Origin of the sequence: Rhizobium sp. CIAT894, assembly GCF_000172795.2 — a bacterium.
Taxonomy (GTDB): Bacteria; Pseudomonadota; Alphaproteobacteria; order Rhizobiales; family Rhizobiaceae; genus Rhizobium.
In genome coordinates this window covers 3,897,212-3,914,359 of the sequence record NZ_CP020947.1, presented here as the reverse complement: position 1 = coordinate 3,914,359, position 17,148 = coordinate 3,897,212, and the positions used below count along the sequence as shown (strand labels likewise).

14 protein-coding genes are annotated in these 17,148 nt (G+C 62.3%); 12 read left to right on the top strand and 2 right to left on the bottom strand.

The window, feature by feature from the left end:
* Nucleotides 1-42: 42 nt before the first annotated feature.
* Entirely contained in the window at nucleotides 43-804 is a 762-nt protein-coding gene (locus tag RHEC894_RS19235) for a FadR/GntR family transcriptional regulator (RefSeq protein ID WP_206427877.1), read from the bottom strand.
* 201 nt (nucleotides 805-1,005) lie between these two features.
* Between RHEC894_RS19235 and RHEC894_RS19230 the strand changes: the two genes are divergently transcribed.
* From RHEC894_RS19230 to RHEC894_RS19180, 10 genes are all read left to right on the top strand, one after another.
* Entirely contained in the window at nucleotides 1,006-1,989 is a 984-nt protein-coding gene (locus tag RHEC894_RS19230; protein WP_085738469.1) for an arabinose ABC transporter substrate-binding protein, read from the top strand.
* Between the two features lie 71 nt (nucleotides 1,990-2,060).
* Nucleotides 2,061-3,566 carry an L-arabinose ABC transporter ATP-binding protein AraG gene (gene araG / locus RHEC894_RS19225; protein ID WP_085738468.1) on the top strand — a complete coding sequence of 502 codons (1,506 nt, stop codon included), beginning with the start codon at nucleotides 2,061-2,063 and terminating at the stop codon, nucleotides 3,564-3,566.
* 16 nt (nucleotides 3,567-3,582) lie between these two features.
* Nucleotides 3,583-4,533 (top strand): L-arabinose ABC transporter permease AraH, encoded by a 951-nt coding sequence (araH, locus tag RHEC894_RS19220; RefSeq protein ID WP_085738467.1) that lies wholly within the window; start codon nucleotides 3,583-3,585, stop codon nucleotides 4,531-4,533.
* Nucleotides 4,530-5,420 (top strand): aldose 1-epimerase, encoded by an 891-nt coding sequence (locus RHEC894_RS19215; protein WP_085738466.1) that lies wholly within the window; start codon nucleotides 4,530-4,532, stop codon nucleotides 5,418-5,420. The genes araH and RHEC894_RS19215 overlap by 4 nt, the downstream gene beginning before the upstream one ends.
* The gene (locus RHEC894_RS19210) at nucleotides 5,421-6,200 is read left to right on the top strand and encodes an SDR family oxidoreductase (RefSeq protein ID WP_085738465.1); all 780 of its coding nucleotides are present in this window, start codon (nucleotides 5,421-5,423) and stop codon (nucleotides 6,198-6,200) included.
* 210 nt (nucleotides 6,201-6,410) lie between these two features.
* Nucleotides 6,411-6,842 carry an OsmC family protein gene (locus tag RHEC894_RS19200; RefSeq protein ID WP_085738463.1) on the top strand — a complete coding sequence of 144 codons (432 nt, stop codon included), beginning with the start codon at nucleotides 6,411-6,413 and terminating at the stop codon, nucleotides 6,840-6,842.
* Between the two features lie 213 nt (nucleotides 6,843-7,055).
* Nucleotides 7,056-7,664, top strand: a complete 609-nt coding sequence (locus tag RHEC894_RS19195; protein WP_010069691.1) for a TetR family transcriptional regulator — start codon at nucleotides 7,056-7,058, stop codon at nucleotides 7,662-7,664.
* 50 nt (nucleotides 7,665-7,714) lie between these two features.
* Nucleotides 7,715-8,854, top strand: coding sequence for an efflux RND transporter periplasmic adaptor subunit (locus tag RHEC894_RS19190; protein ID WP_010069692.1), 1,140 nt, complete (start codon nucleotides 7,715-7,717; stop codon nucleotides 8,852-8,854).
* Between the two features lie 25 nt (nucleotides 8,855-8,879).
* A complete protein-coding gene (locus RHEC894_RS19185; protein WP_085738462.1) occupies nucleotides 8,880-12,023 on the top strand; it encodes an efflux RND transporter permease subunit in 3,144 nt (1,047 codons plus the stop codon).
* Between the two features lie 269 nt (nucleotides 12,024-12,292).
* Nucleotides 12,293-14,197 (top strand): family 20 glycosylhydrolase, encoded by a 1,905-nt coding sequence (locus RHEC894_RS19180; protein WP_085738461.1) that lies wholly within the window; start codon nucleotides 12,293-12,295, stop codon nucleotides 14,195-14,197.
* On the opposite strand, the gene RHEC894_RS19175 is transcribed toward RHEC894_RS19180, so the two are convergent.
* On the bottom strand, nucleotides 14,194-15,111 hold the full coding sequence (locus tag RHEC894_RS19175; RefSeq protein ID WP_085738460.1) for an ROK family protein: 918 nt from the start codon (nucleotides 15,109-15,111) through the stop codon (nucleotides 14,194-14,196). The two genes, RHEC894_RS19180 and RHEC894_RS19175, sit on opposite strands and share 4 nt — an antisense overlap.
* Before the next feature lie 287 nt (nucleotides 15,112-15,398).
* Between RHEC894_RS19175 and RHEC894_RS19170 the strand changes: the two genes are divergently transcribed.
* A complete protein-coding gene (locus tag RHEC894_RS19170) occupies nucleotides 15,399-15,977 on the top strand; it encodes an exopolysaccharide biosynthesis protein (protein WP_206427928.1) in 579 nt (192 codons plus the stop codon).
* Nucleotides 15,978-16,134: 157 nt separating this feature from the next.
* Entirely contained in the window at nucleotides 16,135-17,088 is a 954-nt protein-coding gene (locus tag RHEC894_RS19165; RefSeq protein ID WP_085738458.1) for a sugar-binding transcriptional regulator, read from the top strand.
* The last annotated feature ends 60 nt before the right edge of the window (nucleotides 17,089-17,148 follow it).

Sequence of the window (17,148 nt, the reverse complement as noted above, 5' to 3'; positions counted from 1 at the left end):
GATTTGCGATGGGACAGCGCGTCCACGGCCTCTCGTGATTGATCATTTCGTCCTGCCGATCGCCTTCTCGGCGGCGGCAAGGTCGCGAACCGCAAGGTCGAGCATGCGATTGGCGCATTCTCTGGCGCCGGCCTTGTCGCGCATGCGCAAGGCTTCGACGAGTTCACCATGAACGAGAACCGCATCCTCCCGGTTTTCGACGGCGATATTGGAGGCATGCAGCGCATATTTCAGGGCAGCATGGATGGCGCTGGACAGACGGCGGAACACCTGGTTGTGGCTGGCGGTGAGCAACACCGCATGAAACATCACGTCGGCGTCGGTGAAACTTTCCGGATCGCCCGCGCTGTCGCGCATCTGCCGCCAGGCCTTGTCGAGATCGGCGATCTCCTGGGCGCTGGCGCGCTCGGCGGCATATTCGGCGGCGGCCGGTTCTATGGTGCGCCGGGCTTCGAGAATGCATCCCAGCAGGTCGAAGTCCTTGATGTAAGGCCCCATCCAGTCGAGCACCTCGGCGTCCAGGATGTTCCAGTCGTCCCTGTCGCAGACGGTCGTTCCGACTCGCGGTTTGCCGCGGACGAGCCCTTTGGATTCCAACACTTTCAGCGATTCACGAATGACGGTGCGGCTGACGCCATAGAGGTCGCAAAGATCGTTCTCGCGGGGCAACGGCGAGCCCGAGGGATAGCGGTCGGCGCAGATATCCTGAGCGATTGCCGCCGTGACGTTGCGGCGGACACGCGGCCGGCGTTCGCTGCCGGAGCTTTCCGCTCGGGCCTGTTCCTCAGTCGATTCCAACTTCACCTCTCCGCGCTCTCTCCCGGGCAGCAACCGAACCTGATTATCCGAATTCGATCCGCTTTGCGACGGGTCCATCCGGCTCTCATGACTATCCTATTATCTAAATCATCATACATTGGCAATTGACTGGTATGATGATTTAGATAATTCATTGGACGCTGCCTGGGAGGCAGCTGCTCGATTTCAGAGTTTAGGGAGAGAGACATGCGCTTGTTCAAAGCAGCCATCCTGGCTGGCACATTCGCCCTTCTGGCGGCCGGCTCGGCATTTTCCGCAGACGTCAAGATAGGGTTCATCGTCAAGCAGCCCGAAGAGCCGTGGTTCCAGGACGAATGGAAATTCGCCGATCAAGCCGCCAAGGAAAAAGGCTTCACCGTCGTCAAGATCGGCGCCGAAGACGGCGAGAAGGTTCAGTCGGCGATCGACAATCTCGGAGCCCAGGGTGCGCAGGGCTTCATCATCTGCACGCCCGACGTCAAGCTCGGCCCCGGCATCGTCGCCAAGGCGGAAGCCAATCAGCTGAAGCTGATGACGGTCGACGACCGTCTCGTCAGTGCTGACGGTAAGCCGCTGGAAGACGTGCCGCATATGGGTATCTCGGCCACCAAGATCGGCGAAACCGTTGGGCAGGCGATCGTCGACGAGATCAAGAAGCGCGGCTGGGACATGAAGAATGTCGGCGCCGTCCGCATCTCCTACGATCAGTTGCCGACCGCCGTCGACCGCGTCGAAGGCGCGATCTCGGTACTGAAGTCGGCCGGCTTCCCGGCCGAAAACATCTATGACGCGCCGCAGGCAAAGACGGATACGGAAGCAGCCCTCAACGCGGCAACCACCGTACTCAACAAACATGCCGACGTGAAATACTGGGTCGCCTTCGGTCTTAACGACGAAGCCGTCCTCGGCGCCGTCCGTGCTTCCGAGTCGGTCGGCATTCCGGCAACCAACGTCATCGGCGTCGGCATCGGCGGCGCGGAATCGGCGATCAACGAGTTCAAGAAGCCGGCTGCGACGGGCTTCTTCGGCACGGTCATCATCTCGCCGAAGCGTCACGGCTACGAAACGGCGCTGAACATGTACGACTGGATCGCCAATAACAAGGAGCCGGCAAAACTGACGCTGACCTCCGGTTCGCTGGCGCTGCGCGGCGATTACGAAAAGGTCCGCAAGGATCTTGGCATCGAATGATCATCCTTCCAGGATGACGAACGTCCGGCGGCGACTTCGCGTGCCGCCGGGTCCTTCTCGATGGAGCGACGATGGCCTTCCTCGAATTCAACAATATTTCCAAGGGGTATCCCGGCGTGCAGGCGCTGGCGGATGTTTCCTTCTCGGTCGAGAAGGGCGCCGTTCACGGACTGATGGGCGAAAACGGCGCCGGTAAATCGACGCTGATCCGGGTGCTGTCGGGCGATCAGGCCGCCGATGCCGGCCGTATCCTGATCGGGGCGGAGGAGCAGAACTACGGCTCCGTTCGCGACGCTTTCCATGCCGGCGTCATCGTCATCCATCAGGAACTGCAGCTGGTGCCGGAGCTGACGGTCGCCGAAAATCTCTGGCTCGGGCGCTTTCCAGCCAAAGGCGGCGTGATCCATGCCAAAACCCTGATCGAGACGGTGCGCTCGAAGCTCGAAGAGATCGGCATCGATGTCGACCCGTCGGCCAAGGTCGCCTCGCTTTCGATCGGCGCGCGGCAGATGGTCGAGATTGCCAAGGCCGTGATGCTCGATGCGCGGGTGATCGCGCTGGATGAGCCGACCTCCTCGCTTTCCTCGCGCGAAAGCGAAATCCTGTTTTCGCTCATCGACAGGCTGAAGGCGAAGGGAACGGTCATTCTCTATGTCTCGCATCGTCTCGACGAGATCTTTCGGCTTTGCGACAGCCTGACGGTGCTACGCGACGGCAAGCTTGCCGCCCACCATCCTCGGATCGCCGAGACGACACGCGAACAGATCATCTCGGAAATGGTCGGGCGTGAAATCAGCAATGTCTGGGGATGGCGCGAACGTGCGCTCGGCGGCGTCAGGCTGGAGGTCAAGGGCCTGTCGGGGCCGAAGCTGCGCAATCCGATCAGTTTTTCCGTCCGCCAGGGCGAGATCCTCGGCTTTTTCGGCCTGATCGGTGCCGGCCGCAGCGAAATGGCGCGGCTGCTCTACGGCGCCGACATCAGGCATCAGGGCCAGGTGACGATCGATGGCGTCGCCGTTTCGCCGAACAATCCGAAGGCGGCGATCAATGCGGGCTTGGTGCTCTGCCCAGAGGATCGCAAGTTCGACGGCATCGTCCAGGGCCGGTCGATCGAGGAGAATATCGCGATCTCCTCGCGGCGGCATTTCTCGCCGTTCGGCATTCTGAGCCTGAAACAGGAGGCGGCGCTGGCGGATCGGTTCATTGCCCGGCTTCGGGTGCGCACGCCATCGCGCAAGCAGGACATCATCAATCTCTCGGGCGGCAACCAGCAAAAGGTCATTCTCGGCCGCTGGCTCTCCGAGCAGGGCATCAAGGTTCTGGTGATCGACGAGCCGACGCGCGGCATCGATGTCGGGGCGAAATCGGAAATCTACGAAATCCTCTACGAGCTGGCGTCCGGCGGCATGGCGATCGTAATGATCTCAAGCGAGCTGCCGGAGGTCATGGGCATTTCCGACCGCATCATGGTGATGTGCCAGGGCAGGGTGGCCGCCAATGTCGCCCGCCAGGATTTCGACGAGCGCAGCATCCTGACGGCGGGGCTTCCCGACAAGAATGCTGCAGGCACCGTTTAAGACTGGGACCAGGACGATGAATTCGTTGAAAAAAATCCTTCTCGGCGAACAGGGGCTCGTAGTGATCTTCGCTGTCGCCTTCGTGATCGTCTCGCTCTTCGTTCCGAACTTCCTGACCGAGCGCAACATGCTGGGGCTGCTGCAATCGGTCGTCACGATCGGCATTGTCGCCTGCACGATGATGTTCTGCCTGGCGTCGCGAGATTTCGACCTTTCGGTGGGCTCGATCGTCGCCTTCTCCGGCATGGCCGCGGTGATGGTATCGAACGCCACCGGCTCCATCCCCCTTGGCCTGTTGGCCGCCCTGCTTTGCGGCGCGGTCGTCGGCTTCGTCAACGGCATCGTCATTGCCCGGTTTCGGATCAACGCGCTGATCACGACGCTCGCGACCATGCAGATCGTGCGCGGGCTGGCGCTGATCGCTTCGGATGGCCGCGCCGTCGGCATCAACGATCCGGCTTTCTATCAACTGGCCCTGTCGCGCTTCCTGACCGTGCCGATGCCGATCTGGATCATGCTGATGCTTTTCGTCCTCTTCGGTTTCGTGCTCAACCGCACCGTTTTCGGCAAGAACACGCTGGCGATCGGCGGCAATCCCGAAGCTTCGCGGCTGGCAGGGGTGAACGTCGTCAACATGCGCATCTGGATCTTTGCACTGCAGGGCCTCGTCTGCGGCATTGCCGGCATCCTGCTTGCCTCGCGCATCACCTCCGGCCAGCCGAATGCGGCGACGGGACTTGAACTTTCGGTCATTTCGGCCTGCGTTCTCGGCGGCGTTTCGCTGGCCGGCGGACGGGCGGCCATGAGCGGCGTCATCGTCGGCGTGCTGATCATGGGCATTGCCGAAAATGTTATGAATCTCCTCAATATCCAGGCATTCTACCAGTATGTCGTGCGCGGGCTGATCCTGCTGATCGCGGTGCTGCTCGACAATTTGAGATCTTCGGCTGCGGGGCGACGCGGATGAACCAGGGACGAGTTGCGGACGAAATCGAACTGAGGCATGGCGATCTCGCCGTCCGGGTCAGCCGTCGGGGTGCTGCTGTCACCGCAGCCACCTATCGGGAGATGCCCTTTCTTGTTGCGGCCGGCGGGCCGAATGGTGCGATGGCGAATTTCGCGATGGTGCCGTTCGGCAATCGCGTCGAAGGCAACGCCATGTCCTTCGCCGGGCGCGACTATGCCTTCCAGCCGAATACCTCAGATCCGCTCTATCGGCACGGCGACGGCTGGCTCGGCCTCTGGCAGCTTGAAGACTCCAGTTCAGAGCATGCGCGGTTTTCCTTTTCCCGTAGCGCCGACAGGGTTTCACCCTATGCCTATCTGACCCGGCAGGAGATCCGTCTCGCCGGCGATGCGCTGGTGCTGGCGCTGTCCGTCGAAAACCGCGGCGCGGCGCCGCTTCCCTTCGGGCTCGGGCAACACCCTTTCTTCGTACGGACGTCACAGACGAGACTGACGATTGCGGCCGATCGCTATTGGAGCGAGCGGCCGGACCATTTGCCTGATGTGCCCGGTCCTGTGCCCGACTATTTCGATTTCAGATCGGAAAAGCTCTTGCCGCAGAGATGGATGAACAATGCCTTCGAGGGGTGGAACGGGCGGGCGGCCATCGCCTGGCCGGAACTTGGAATTCAGGCGACGCTGCAAGCCGACGGCGCGCTTGAGCGCTTCATGCTCTATATGCCGGTCGACCGGAACGACTTCTTTTGCCTCGAGCCGATGAGCCACCTGCCGAATGGCCATCACCTGCCTGATTTTGGCGGGCTCGCGCCGCTTGCGCCCGGCGAAAGTCTTGCCGGCACGGTAACGATCCGGATGTCGGGGTTGCCGGCTCAATCGGAGGGGAGATAGATGGGCAGCCGCCTGCAGGACAAGCACATCCTGATAACGGGTGCCGCGCAGGGCATCGGTCTTGCGATGGCGAAGGCCTTTCTGGGGGAGGATGCCGCCGTCTTTCTCGTCGATCGCGACGCCACACTGCTGGCGAGGTCGGCCAAAGAGCTCAAAGGCATCGGTGGCCGGCTTGGTTATCTGCCGGCCGACATTACCGATGCCGGAACGATCACGACGTTGGTCGCGCAGGCGAACGAAGAGATCGGGCAGTTGAACGCGCTCGTCAACAATGCCGGTGTCAACGTCTTTTCCGAACCGCTCGAGACGACGGACGAGGTGTGGAACCGCTGCTTCGACATCAATCTGAAGGGCGCGTGGAACTGCTGCAAGGCGGTGCTGCCTGGGCTGATCGAACAGGGCGGCGGCGTCATCCTCAATATCGCTTCGACGCATGCTTTCACCATTATCCCGCACACATTTCCCTATCCGCTGGCAAAACATGCGCTGCTTGGGATGACGAAATCTCTGGGTCTCGAATATGCCGCCTACAATATCCGGGTGAATGCGCTGGCGCCGGGTTATGTCTCGACGCAGAAGGTCATCGATTACTGGAACGGCTTCCCCGATCCGGAGGCGGCCAAAGCGCAGACGATGAGGCTGCATCCCGGCGGGCGCATCGCCACACCTGAGGAGATCGCCATGGCGGCCGTGTTCATGATCTCCGACGAGTGCCCATTCATGAATGCCACCTGCCTGACGGTCGACGGAGGCCTCAGCGTCTTGCAGCATCCCGCCTGAAAGCGTTTCGATTCCCGCCGATCTTTACAGGCCTGTCGTCTTCTCGGGATAGAGCATTATATTGTCCATCGGGAAGGCTCTCAGATCTCCCGCAGGCATGGAGCGGCGCCCTGCCGCTGCTGGAAATAGTTGGAGCATGATGTAGTCCGAAAACCGTTCACACTTTTCGGCATCATTGCTCTGAAACCACAATCGAAACAGGAGGACGGCATGCAGATCAATCGCACGGCTTCGGCTCATTGGACCGGTGGCCTCAAAGACGGCAAAGGCCTGATCTCGACGCAGAGCGGCGCCCTGAAGGACTATCCCTACGGCTTTGCCAGCCGCTTCGAAGGCATTCCCGGCACCAACCCGGAAGAACTGATCGGCGCTGCCCATGCCGGCTGCTTCACCATGGCGCTGTCCTTGATCCTCGGTGAGGCCGGCTTTACCGCCGAGCATATGGAAACCTCGGCCAAGGTGACGCTCGAAAGCGTCGAGGGCGGCTTTGCCATCACCGCCATCCATCTTTCGCTCTCCGGCCGCATTCCCGGCGCCGATGAGGCGACCTTCACCGAGCTTGCCAACAAGGCGAAGGCCGGCTGCCCGATTTCCAAGGCGCTTGCCGCCGTTCCGATTACGCTCGACGTCAAGCTCGGCTGATTCCCGCGCTTCCGCCGACAATGTGCCGCGTCTTCCGAGACGCGGCACTTTCAATTTTACCGGGTGTTCATCATCTTCATATAAATCCTGGTTGTCTATCGGTGCGATCGGTTGACGGCGCCCGTTGTCCGTTCGAGTGTTGACAAATGACACCTGATATTTTACGACTGACGAAATTCAAAATTCGTCAGTCGTAATTCGGGCATCGAAACTATGGACGACATCGCGGAAAATACACTGGACGTCACCCGGCAGGAGAATGTCACCCGCATTCTCGATGCCGCCGAGCGGCTGTTTCGCCACTATGGCTACAGCAAGACGACCGTGGCCGACATTGCCCGGGATCTCGGCATGTCGCCGGCCAATATCTATCGTTTCTTCGCCTCCAAGGTGGAAATCCACCAGGCGCTCTGTGGGCGCATGCTCGCCACCTCCTATCAGATCGCCTACGACATCCGCCACCAGCCGATCGCCGCCAGTGAGCGGCTGCGCCGCTATGTCGAAGCCCAGCATCAATTGACGCTGGATCTGATGCTCGACGAGATGAAGGTGCACGAGATGATCGTCGTCGCGATCGAGCGCGACTGGCACGTCATCGAAAAACATATCGACCGCATTCACGATCTCATTGCCGAAATCATTGCCGAAGGCATTGCAGCCGGCGAGTTCGCCGAGCAGGATCCGGTCGTGGCCTCGCGCTGCTTCGGCGCGGCGACGATCAATCTCTGCCACCCGCAGATGGTGGCGCAATGTCTTGCCAAAACCAACCGCGCGAGCGTCGACGAACTGATCGATTACGTGATCAGGGCGCTGAAGAAATAACAGGCGGCAGCCGCCGTCGAAAACCCCGAAACGATCCAGGAGTGCGGACGATGTTTTCGCTCAAGACCCTCAGCCACCGCATGCCGTCCGCCGCCAGCCTCCTGCTCGTCGGCGCCATCGGCATGGGTGTTTCCGCCTGCTCGGAGGAAAAGGCCGAGGTCAAGCAAGTCATCCGGCCGGTAAAGGTCGTCGAAATCGCCAAGGCCGGCGACACGCGCAAGTTGGACTATTCAGGCTCGGTCAAGGCACGCACCGAGATGAACCTCGGCTTTCGCGTTGCCGGCAAGATCACCGAACGCCTCGTCGATATCGGCGACAAGGTGAAGCCGGGTGACGTGCTCGCCCGGATGGACTCCACCGATTACCAGCTCGCGGTCAAGACCGCGGAAGCCAATCTCGCAGCCGCCGAAAAAGGCGTCGAAACCGCCGATCTCGTCAACAAGCGCAATCAGCAGCTCTTCGACAAGAATGTTTCGCCGAAATCCCAGCTCGAGCAGGCGTCGCTCAGTTACGATCAGGCCGTTTCAAGCCGCGATGCCGCCGCCTCGGCGCTCGACCAGGCGAAGAACCAGGTGAGTTATGCGGAGCTGAAGGCCGACTACAAAGGGATTGTCACCACGATCAATGCCGATGTCGGCCAGGTCGTTGCCTCGGGCACTCCCGTCGTCACCGTTGCCGTCGACGGTGAGAAGGAAGTGCAGATTGCCGTTCCGGAAAACGACATTGCCGAATTCAAGCCCGGCAAGACAGTCAAGGCAAGCTTCTGGGCCGACGACCGGCTGGTGCTCGACGGCAAGGTGCGTGAGGTTTCCGGCAGTGCCGACCAGCAGTCGCGCACCTTTGCGGTCCGGGTGAGCCTGCCGAACGATCCTCAGGTATTGCTCGGCATGACGGCGACCATCGAGGCCGACGTCAGCAATGGCAACAGCTATGTCTCGATCCCGCTCAGCGCGCTTGCTGAGAAGGACGGAAAGCAGATGGTCTGGACCGTCGATCGCGCGACGGCGACCGTGCATGGCCGCGACATCAAGGTCGCCGATTTCACCGGCGACGGCGTGCATGTGACCGAGGGCCTCGACACCGGCGATCTCGTCGTTTCGGCCGGCACGCAGTTCATGAGCGAAAACCTGAAGGTGAAGGTGCCGGAGCAGCAGTCGGCTCTGGCCGATACTGACCAGACGGTCCGCTGATCGCGTCACAAAGGGAAACAGGACCATGGACGCCACCTCTGAAAAGCGGCCCTTCAATCTGTCGCGCTGGGCGATCGGACATCCGAGCATCGCCCGCTTCCTCTTCGGGCTGATTATCATCACCGGCGTGCTCGGCCTGATGCGCATGGGCCAGCGCGAGGACCCGGAATTCACCTTCCGCGTCATGGTCGTTCAGGCGATCTGGCCGGGCGCCTCCATCCAGGAAATGGAAGACCAGGTCGTCAACAAGATCGAGCGCAAGCTGCAGGAAACGCCGCATATCGATTGGGTCAAGTCCTATACCCGGGCCGGCAGTGCGATCATCACCCTGCAGGTCAAGGGCGACACCAATTCGCAGGAGGTTGCGGATGCCTTTTACCAGGTGCGCAAGAAGGTCGGCGACATCGCGAGCGAGTTGCCGCAGGGCCTGCTCGGCCCCTATTTCAACGACGAGTTCGGCGATACTTTCATCACGCTGCATTCGATCAGCGGCGACGGTTATTCCTATCCGGAACTGAAGAAATTCGCCATTCAGGCGCGCGACATGCTGCTGACGACGCCGGGCGTCGAGAAGGCCGTCATCATCGGCGACCAGCCCGAGAAGATCTATATCGACGTTTCGTCCAAGGCGCTCGCCGAGCGCGGCCTGACCATCCCGGACCTGCAGAACGCCATCAAGGGGCAGAACAATATTGATCCGGCAGGTTCCGTCGATACCGGCCTGCGCTCGGTGCGTATTTCCGTCGAAGGCGACGTCAAGAAGGCGGCCGATATCCGCGAGCTCAGCCTTCGCGCCGGCGGCCAGGTGACGCGCCTCGGCGATATCGCCACCGTCAGTTCCGGGCTCGAAGATCCCTATCAGCGCAAGTACCGTTTCAATGGTCATGACAGCGTGCAAGTCGGCGTCGTCATGGCCAAGGGCTTCAACGTCACCGATGTCGGCAAGGGTGTGGAGGCGACCTATCAGCGCTTCGAGGAGGCTTTGCCTTACGGCGTCGCCGTCGATCAGATCGCCAACCAGCCCGACGTGGTGACGGATGCGGTCAGCGAATTCATGCATGCGCTCGGCGAAGCTCTTGTCATCGTGCTCGTCGTCTCGTTCCTGTCGATCGGCTGGCGCTCGGGCCTCGTCATCGCCATCGCCATTCCGCTGGTGCTCGCCGCCACCTTTGCGCTGATGTACGAACTCGGCATCGACCTGCAGCGCATCTCGCTCGGCGCGCTGATCATCGCGCTCGGCCTGCTCGTCGACGATGCGATGATCGTCGTCGAGATGATGGAGCGGAAGCTGGAAGAGGGGCTGGTCAAGATCGAGGCAGCGAGCTTTGCCTATTCCTCGACCGCCTTCCCGATGCTGACCGGCACGCTGATCACCACGGCCGGCTTCATTCCGGTCGGTTTTGCCGCATCAACGGCCGGCGAATATGTCCGTTCGCTGTTCTACGTCGTCGGCATCGCACTGGTGACCTCGTGGTTCGTCGCGGTCTATTTCACGCCCTGGCTCGGCTACATGATCCTCAAGCAGCGCCATCACGCCGGCGAGCATCACGACGCCTTCGACACCGGCTTCTATCGGCGGCTGCGCGGCACGGTCGGCTGGGCGGTTCGCCATCGGGTGATCGTGCTGCTCTTGACGCTCGGCACCTTCGTCACCAGCCTCTGGGCTTTCCAGTTCATTCCGCAGAATTTCTTCCCGCAATCGTCGCGGCCGGAAATCCTCGTCGATCTCTGGCTGCCCGAGGGTACCAGCATCAAGGAGGTCGAGGTGCAGGCAAAGGCGCTTGAAGCGAAGATGATGGATGATCCCGACAAGCGGTTCATCGCCACCTATATCGGCGAAGGCGCGCCGCGCTTCTTCCTGCCGCTCGACCAGCAGCTGCGTAACCCGAACTTCGCCCAGCTTCTCGTCATGGCCAAGGACGAGCCGTCGCGCGAGCGGCTGATCGTCAAGCTGCGCACCATCCTTGCGGAAGATTTCCCATCGATCCGCGGCAAGGTCGACCGGCTCTTCCTCGGCCCGCCCACAGGCTGGCCGGTGCAGATGCGTATCATGGGGCCTGATCGTCAGGAAGTGCGAGCGATCGCCGACCAGGTAAAGGCGCGCTTCGAGGCCAATCCGATGCTCGGCGCCATTCACGACGACTGGCTGGAACCGGTGCCGGCGATGAAGCTGGTGATCGACCAAGACCGTGCCCGGGCGCTCGGCGTCACCTCGCAGCGCGTGCGCCAGATGCTGCAGACCGCCATGTCCGGTGCGCCGCTCGACGATTTCCGCGACGGCGAGGAGACGGTCTCGATCGTCGCCCGCGAGCCGGATGCCAGCCGCTCGCTGCTGTCGGCGGTCAATTCGGTCTATGTGCCGACGGATTTCGGCGGTTTCGTGCCGGTCTCGCAGCTTGCCAAGGTCGTGCCTGTGATGGAGCAGGGCATCGAATGGCGGCGCGATCGCCTGCCGACGATCACGGTGCGCGCGACGCTGCCGGATGGTGTGCAGCCGAACGACGTCGTCATGAAGATGTATGCCGACATGAAGGACCTGCGCGACAGCCTGCCGGCCGGCTATAATGTCGAGATACAGGGCGGCGCCGAGGATGCGGCGGAAAGCCAGATGTCGATCGCCGCCAAGGCGCCGATCATGCTCGCCGTCATCATCGTGCTGCTGATGGTGCAGCTGCAGCATTTCGGCAAGGCGATGCTGGTGCTCGCCACCGGGCCGCTCGGCATCATCGGTGCGGCTGCCGCCTTGCTGATCAGCGGCGCGCCCTTCGGCTTCGTGGCGATCCTCGGCGTCATCGCGCTGCTCGGCATCATCATGCGCAATTCGATCATCCTGGTCGATCAGATCGACCAGGATATCAAGGCCGGCATGCACCGGCAGGAGGCGATCGTCGGTGCTGCCGTGCGGCGTTTCCGGCCGATCATGCTGACGGCGCTGACGGCTGTGCTGGCGCTGATCCCGATCTCGCGCGGCGTCTTCTGGGGTCCGCTCGCCTACGCGATGATGGGCGGCATCCTGGTTGCGACAGTGCTTACCATTCTGGTTCTGCCCGCCGGTTACGCCCTTTTCTTCGGCCGCGAGCCGAAGGCGAAGGACGAGCCAGGCCGGGATGCCGACGCCATCCAGGAAGAGGCGGATGACAGACATCCGCCGGCGTTGGCAGCCGAGTGAAGGCGGCGCGGCGAAAGCCGCGCCGTTTTCCTTCGCGAGGCGCACGCCCGTCAAAGCGTGCATTTGGGGCGGTTCGCGAAAACGCGAACTGCCCCAACTCGTTATTCCATCGTCATTCCAGGAAGCCGCGCTGCCCCGCTCCGCTTAGAATTCGAACGGCCGATTCCATTGCCGACTTAAAAAAGTTAAGCTTGCAAAAGCTTGCCGGGAGACCAGCCGCGATCTCGGCGATGCATTGCCGCCAGTCAGTTTGCGGTGGAGGCACGACCATGGCCGACTACCATCTGGAAGCAAGCTGGAGCCCGGTCGAGGGCAGTCCGGGACGGTTGATCCTGACGCTCTTCAATCTTTCACCCGAGCCGCTTTCCGGGTTTTCGCTCGCCTATACGTCGTCGACGCGGGTTGCCGACAAATATGTTTGCCACGGCGCCAGCCTGACGCGGCAGGTTGCGAATTTCCACGAATTCCAGCCGCCCGAGAGGCTGAGCATTGCCCCCGGCGGGCACTGGCGGTTCACCGTCGAGGGGCTGGCCGACGAACCCAAACATCGGACCGACGGCATCCGGTCGGCCCATCTGAGGCTCGGTGATGGCCGTCGCGTCGCGATAGGTTTCGGCGATCTCATGCTCGAAGGCCGGGATGGCGGTGTGGCGCCGCCGCTTCTGCCGCCAGGGCGGATCGAGGAGCCCTATGCGCTGCTGCCCTGGCCGCTGTCGCTCGGTCTGAAAGCAGGAAATTTGCCGATCGTCCTCTATCCCGTTGAAAGAACCCGGCCCGATGCGATCAAGGCGCTCTCTCTGGTTCTTGCGCTTTACCAGCGGCTCTATCCGGCCGATGGCGTGCCATTCTCGCTGTCTGTCGTCAAAGGCGGGCGGGCCATTCGTTTCGTCACCGAATCGTCGATCGCCGCTTTCGCTTACGAACTGCGTTTCTCTGCCCATGAGGTCGTGCTTTCGAGTGCGGATGCAGCCGGGCGGCAATACGGGCTGATCAGCCTGGCGCAATTGCTGCACGGCGCCCGCGCCGATCGCGAGCGCTTCCAATTTCCCAATTTCGGCACGATCGCCGACCAGCCGCGCCATGAGTGGCGCGGCTGCCATCTCGATGTGTCGGGGCGCTTCTATCCGGCGGCGGACGTCATGCGGCTGATCGATATCCTCGCCTGGAACAAGCTCAATATCTTTCACTGGCACCTGACCGACGATGAAGCCTGGCGGCTGGAGATCAAGGCCTATCCCCAACTGACGGAAACCGGTGCACAGCACGGCCCGGACGGAGTGCTTATGCCGGAACTCGGCGATGGGCCGGAAGCGCCCGCCGGCCACTACACGCAGGGTGACGTCAGGCGCATTGTTGCGCATGCTGGCTCGCTTGGTGTCGAGGTGGTGCCGGAAATCGATCTTCCCGGTCATAGCGCCGCGGCGCTGTCAGCGCTGCCCGATCTCATCGACCGGCAGGAGCCGCCGGGCAGTTATCGCTCGCCGCAGGGCTATGCCAACAACGCGCTCAATCCGGCGGTCGAATTTACCTATGAATTCCTCGGCAAGGTGTTCGACGAAATGGTGGCGCTGTTTCCCGGCGCTTATGTCCATATCGGCGGCGACGAGGTGGCGCATGGAGCCTGGCTTTCCTCGCCGGCCTGCAAGGCGCTGATGAAGCGGGAAAAACTTGCCGGCACCGACGAGCTGCAATCTTATTTCCTGAAGCGCATCAAGACCATGCTGTCGGAACGCGGCAGGAAGCTCGCCGGCTGGAACCAGGTTTCGCATGGCGGCGGCGTCGACCGCGTCGACACGCTGCTGATGGCCTGGGAAAGGCCCGAACTCGGCAGCGAGCTGGCGCAGGAAGGCTACGACGTGGTGATGACGCCGGGGCAGGCCTATTATCTCGACATGGCGCAGGCGGAAGCCTGGGCCGAGCCCGGCGCAAGCTGGGCGGGTTTTACGCCGCCCGAGCGCGCCTATGCTTACGAGGCCGAGTTGCCGGAGGCGCTGAAGGGGAAGATGCGTGGCATCCAGGCCTGTATCTGGAGCGGCAACATCGCCTCGCGCACTCAATTCAACCGGTTAGTCTTCCCGCGCCTTCCGGCCATCGCCGAAGCGGCGTGGACGCCTTTGGCGCGCAAGGACTGGGATCGGTTCGCAGCGATCGTGCGGATGTGGCCGATGCTTTAGGACGCGGTCGCTTCGGCGTTCAACCCCAGCAGGGCTGCGCCGATCAGGCCGGGTTCGATGCGGCATTGGCTGGGCACCACCAGCGGGCGGTCGAACTTGCGCAGGATGCGGGCGCGCACCGCTTGGTCGAGTTCGGCAAGCAGCGGTTCGACATTGGAAAGCCCGCCGCCGACCGGCACGATGGTCGCGCCTGTGATGTTGATCGTCAGCGCCAAGGGCGAGGCGACGAGATCGACATAGACGTCGATGGTGCGCGTCGCCTTCTCCTCTCCATGCCGCCACTGGCCGATGATCTCCTCGCTGGAAAGGTCGAGATCGTGCAGCGTCCGGTGCAGCCGCTCCAGGCCGCGGGCGCCGCCGATCGTGTCGACGCAGCCCTTCTGGCCGCAGCCGCAGGCATAGGCAGGGATGGCCACAGGCGGATTGCCGGCTGCGGATGCGATGATCGGGCCATGACCCCATTCGCCGGCAAAGCCGCCGGCCTCGTTGACGAGGCGTCCGTCGGCAACCAGGCCGCCGCCGACGCCGGTGCCGAGGATGGCACCGAAGACGATGCGGTGGCCGCGGCCGGCGCCGAGACCAGCTTCGGCCATGGCGAAACAGTCGGCGTCGTTGGCGATCAGCACGGGCAAGCCGAGCTCAGCTTCGAGATCGGCCGCGAGTGTGCGGTCGTGGATGCAGGGAATATTGGCGCAGATCAGGCGCTGCGTATCGGGATCGACGACACCGGCGATGGACAGCGCGATGCGACTCGGCTCTTCGCCGGTCTCGGCGATGATGGCGCGCAGGGTCTCGACGAAAGCGGCGAAATCATCCCGAGGTGTGGGGCGGCGGCCGAGCGGAGCGATATTCGTCTCGGAGCGGGCGATACCGCCCTTGATGGCGGAGCCGCCGATGTCGAATGAAATGATCATTGCCACTCTGCCGTTTCTCAGGTCTTGCAGAGCGTCTGCTCGCACTGTTGGGTCGGAATTACAAGCTTTTCATTTGGCGTCGGGTTCAGGGTTGTGTCGTGTATCGCCCCTCTGCCCGTCGGGGCCGAAATTTCTCACCCCGCAAGTCATTCAATTGGCATATTGCGTCGCCAGAATTTGGCCCTACACTTCCATCATTTCTCGGATCCATGACAATCGAAAACGCCGATACCGACACACGCAGAAGCCGAAGACCACGTCCCAAAGGCCGTCGCCTTTCATCCATCCTGCGGCAGATGGCTGCCGATCGGAGCCGGGAGCGGATTTCAATCGGCGATCTGTTCCAAACGATGGGCGACAGGGCGATCAGCGCGTTGATGCTGATCTTCGCGCTGCCGAACGCTTTCCCCACGCCGCCGGGCACCTCGGCCGTGCTCGGCGCCCCGCTGGTGTTCCTGGCGGTCCAATTGACGTTCGGTTTGAAACCCTGGCTGCCGAGGGCGATCGCCGACCGGTCGATGCGGCGGGAGGATTTCGAGACGATCGTCGGGCGCATCCATCGCTGGCTCGCCTGGGCGGAGCGCATGCTGAAGCCAAGACTTGCGATCTTCGCCGAGCCGCCGGCGGAATATCTGGCCGGTCTTGCCTGCCTGGCGCTGTCGATCGTGCTGGTGCTGCCGGTTCCGCTCGGCAACATTCTGCCGGCGATCACCATTTCTGTCTTCGCCTTCGGTATCATGGGCCGTGACGGGCTCTTTGCGCTCGGCGGTTTCGTGATGACGGCGGTGTCGCTGGTCATCGCCGGGGGCGTGATCTACGGTCTGGTGAAGGCCGGGGTCTATCTCGTCATGCAATGGTTAGCGTGAATGGGATTTGCCTGAGCGGGTTTTGCCGGGGCGGTTATTTGGCGGCGGCCTTTTCAACGGGCTCGACATTTGCCGGAATTTTGTTTTGATCTGGCGCGATAGACTCACATCCTGGTCGGCGGCGGCAAGCCGGCTCACTTTGCGCGGTAGGCATTAGATGGCAAAAAGATCCGAGACTCCTGCACGGCTCGACGATGCGGCGCGGGCCGGCTGGCTTTATTACGTCGCCGGGCGCACCCAGGATGAAATTGCCGCCTCGATGGGAATCTCGCGGCAATCGGCACAGCGGCTGGTGTCGCTTGCAGTGGCCGAACGTCTGATCAAGGTGCGGCTGGATCATCCGATCGCTGCCTGTCTTGAACTCGCCGATCAGTTGCGGCGAAAATTCGGGCTGAAACATGTCGAGGTGGTGCCGAGCGATCCGGCTTCCTCGTCGACCACCGTCGGAATCGCCGAGGCGGCGGCGGCCGAAATCGAGCGCTGGCTGAAGCGGGCGGAACCGATCGTGCTCGCGGTCGGCACCGGCCGCACGCTGAAGGCGGCCGTCGACCAGCTGCCGGCGATCGAATGTCCCAACCACCGCATCGTCTCGCTGACCGGTAATATCGCGCCGGACGGATCGGCGGCCTATTACAACGTCATCTTCAGCATGGCGGATGCGGTGAAGGCGCGGCATTTTCCGATGCCGCTGCCGGTGCTCGTCACCTCGGCCGAGGAACGGGAGCTGCTGCACGGCCAGCAACTCGTGCGCTCGACGCTCGACATCAGCGCCCAGGCCGACGTCACCTTCGTCGGCATCGGCGAGCTCGGCATCGACGGTCCGCTCTGCGTCGACGGCTTTCTCGAGAAGGACGAGATGATGGGGCTGATGCGCGGGGGCGCAGTCGGCGAGATCTGCGGCTGGATCTTCGATGTCGATGGCAGGTTGCTCGACAACCCGATCAACGAGCGCGTCGCATCGGCGCCGATCCCGTCGCGCGACGCGTCGATGGTGATTGGGCTGGCCAAGGGCAAGCGGAAGTTCAAGGCGATCAGGGCGGCCGTTGTCGGTCATCAGATCAACGGGCTGATCACCGACGAAGATACGGCTGAGTTTTTGCTCAGGAATTGAGCAAAAAATTCATATTTTAAATCAATAATATAGATACCGCCTTCGGCATTGCAGCAACGA

Excerpts from the sequence above, each read along its gene's own strand:
- RHEC894_RS19210 (WP_085738465.1), top strand. The coding sequence starts at position 5,421 with ATGGGCAGCCGCCTGCAGGACAAGCACATCCTGATAACGGGTGCCGCG.
- araG (WP_085738468.1), top strand. The coding sequence starts at position 2,061 with ATGGCCTTCCTCGAATTCAACAATATTTCCAAGGGGTATCCCGGCGTG.
- RHEC894_RS19175 (WP_085738460.1), bottom strand. The coding sequence starts at position 15,111 with ATGATCATTTCATTCGACATCGGCGGCTCCGCCATCAAGGGCGGTATC.
- RHEC894_RS19200 (WP_085738463.1), top strand. The coding sequence starts at position 6,411 with ATGCAGATCAATCGCACGGCTTCGGCTCATTGGACCGGTGGCCTCAAA.
- RHEC894_RS19215 (WP_085738466.1), top strand. The coding sequence starts at position 4,530 with ATGAACCAGGGACGAGTTGCGGACGAAATCGAACTGAGGCATGGCGAT.
- araH (WP_085738467.1), top strand. The coding sequence starts at position 3,583 with ATGAATTCGTTGAAAAAAATCCTTCTCGGCGAACAGGGGCTCGTAGTG.
- RHEC894_RS19195 (WP_010069691.1), top strand. The coding sequence starts at position 7,056 with ATGGACGACATCGCGGAAAATACACTGGACGTCACCCGGCAGGAGAAT.
- RHEC894_RS19190 (WP_010069692.1), top strand. The coding sequence starts at position 7,715 with ATGTTTTCGCTCAAGACCCTCAGCCACCGCATGCCGTCCGCCGCCAGC.
- RHEC894_RS19185 (WP_085738462.1), top strand. The coding sequence starts at position 8,880 with ATGGACGCCACCTCTGAAAAGCGGCCCTTCAATCTGTCGCGCTGGGCG.
- RHEC894_RS19180 (WP_085738461.1), top strand. The coding sequence starts at position 12,293 with ATGGCCGACTACCATCTGGAAGCAAGCTGGAGCCCGGTCGAGGGCAGT.
- RHEC894_RS19165 (WP_085738458.1), top strand. The coding sequence starts at position 16,135 with ATGGCAAAAAGATCCGAGACTCCTGCACGGCTCGACGATGCGGCGCGG.
- RHEC894_RS19230 (WP_085738469.1), top strand. The coding sequence starts at position 1,006 with ATGCGCTTGTTCAAAGCAGCCATCCTGGCTGGCACATTCGCCCTTCTG.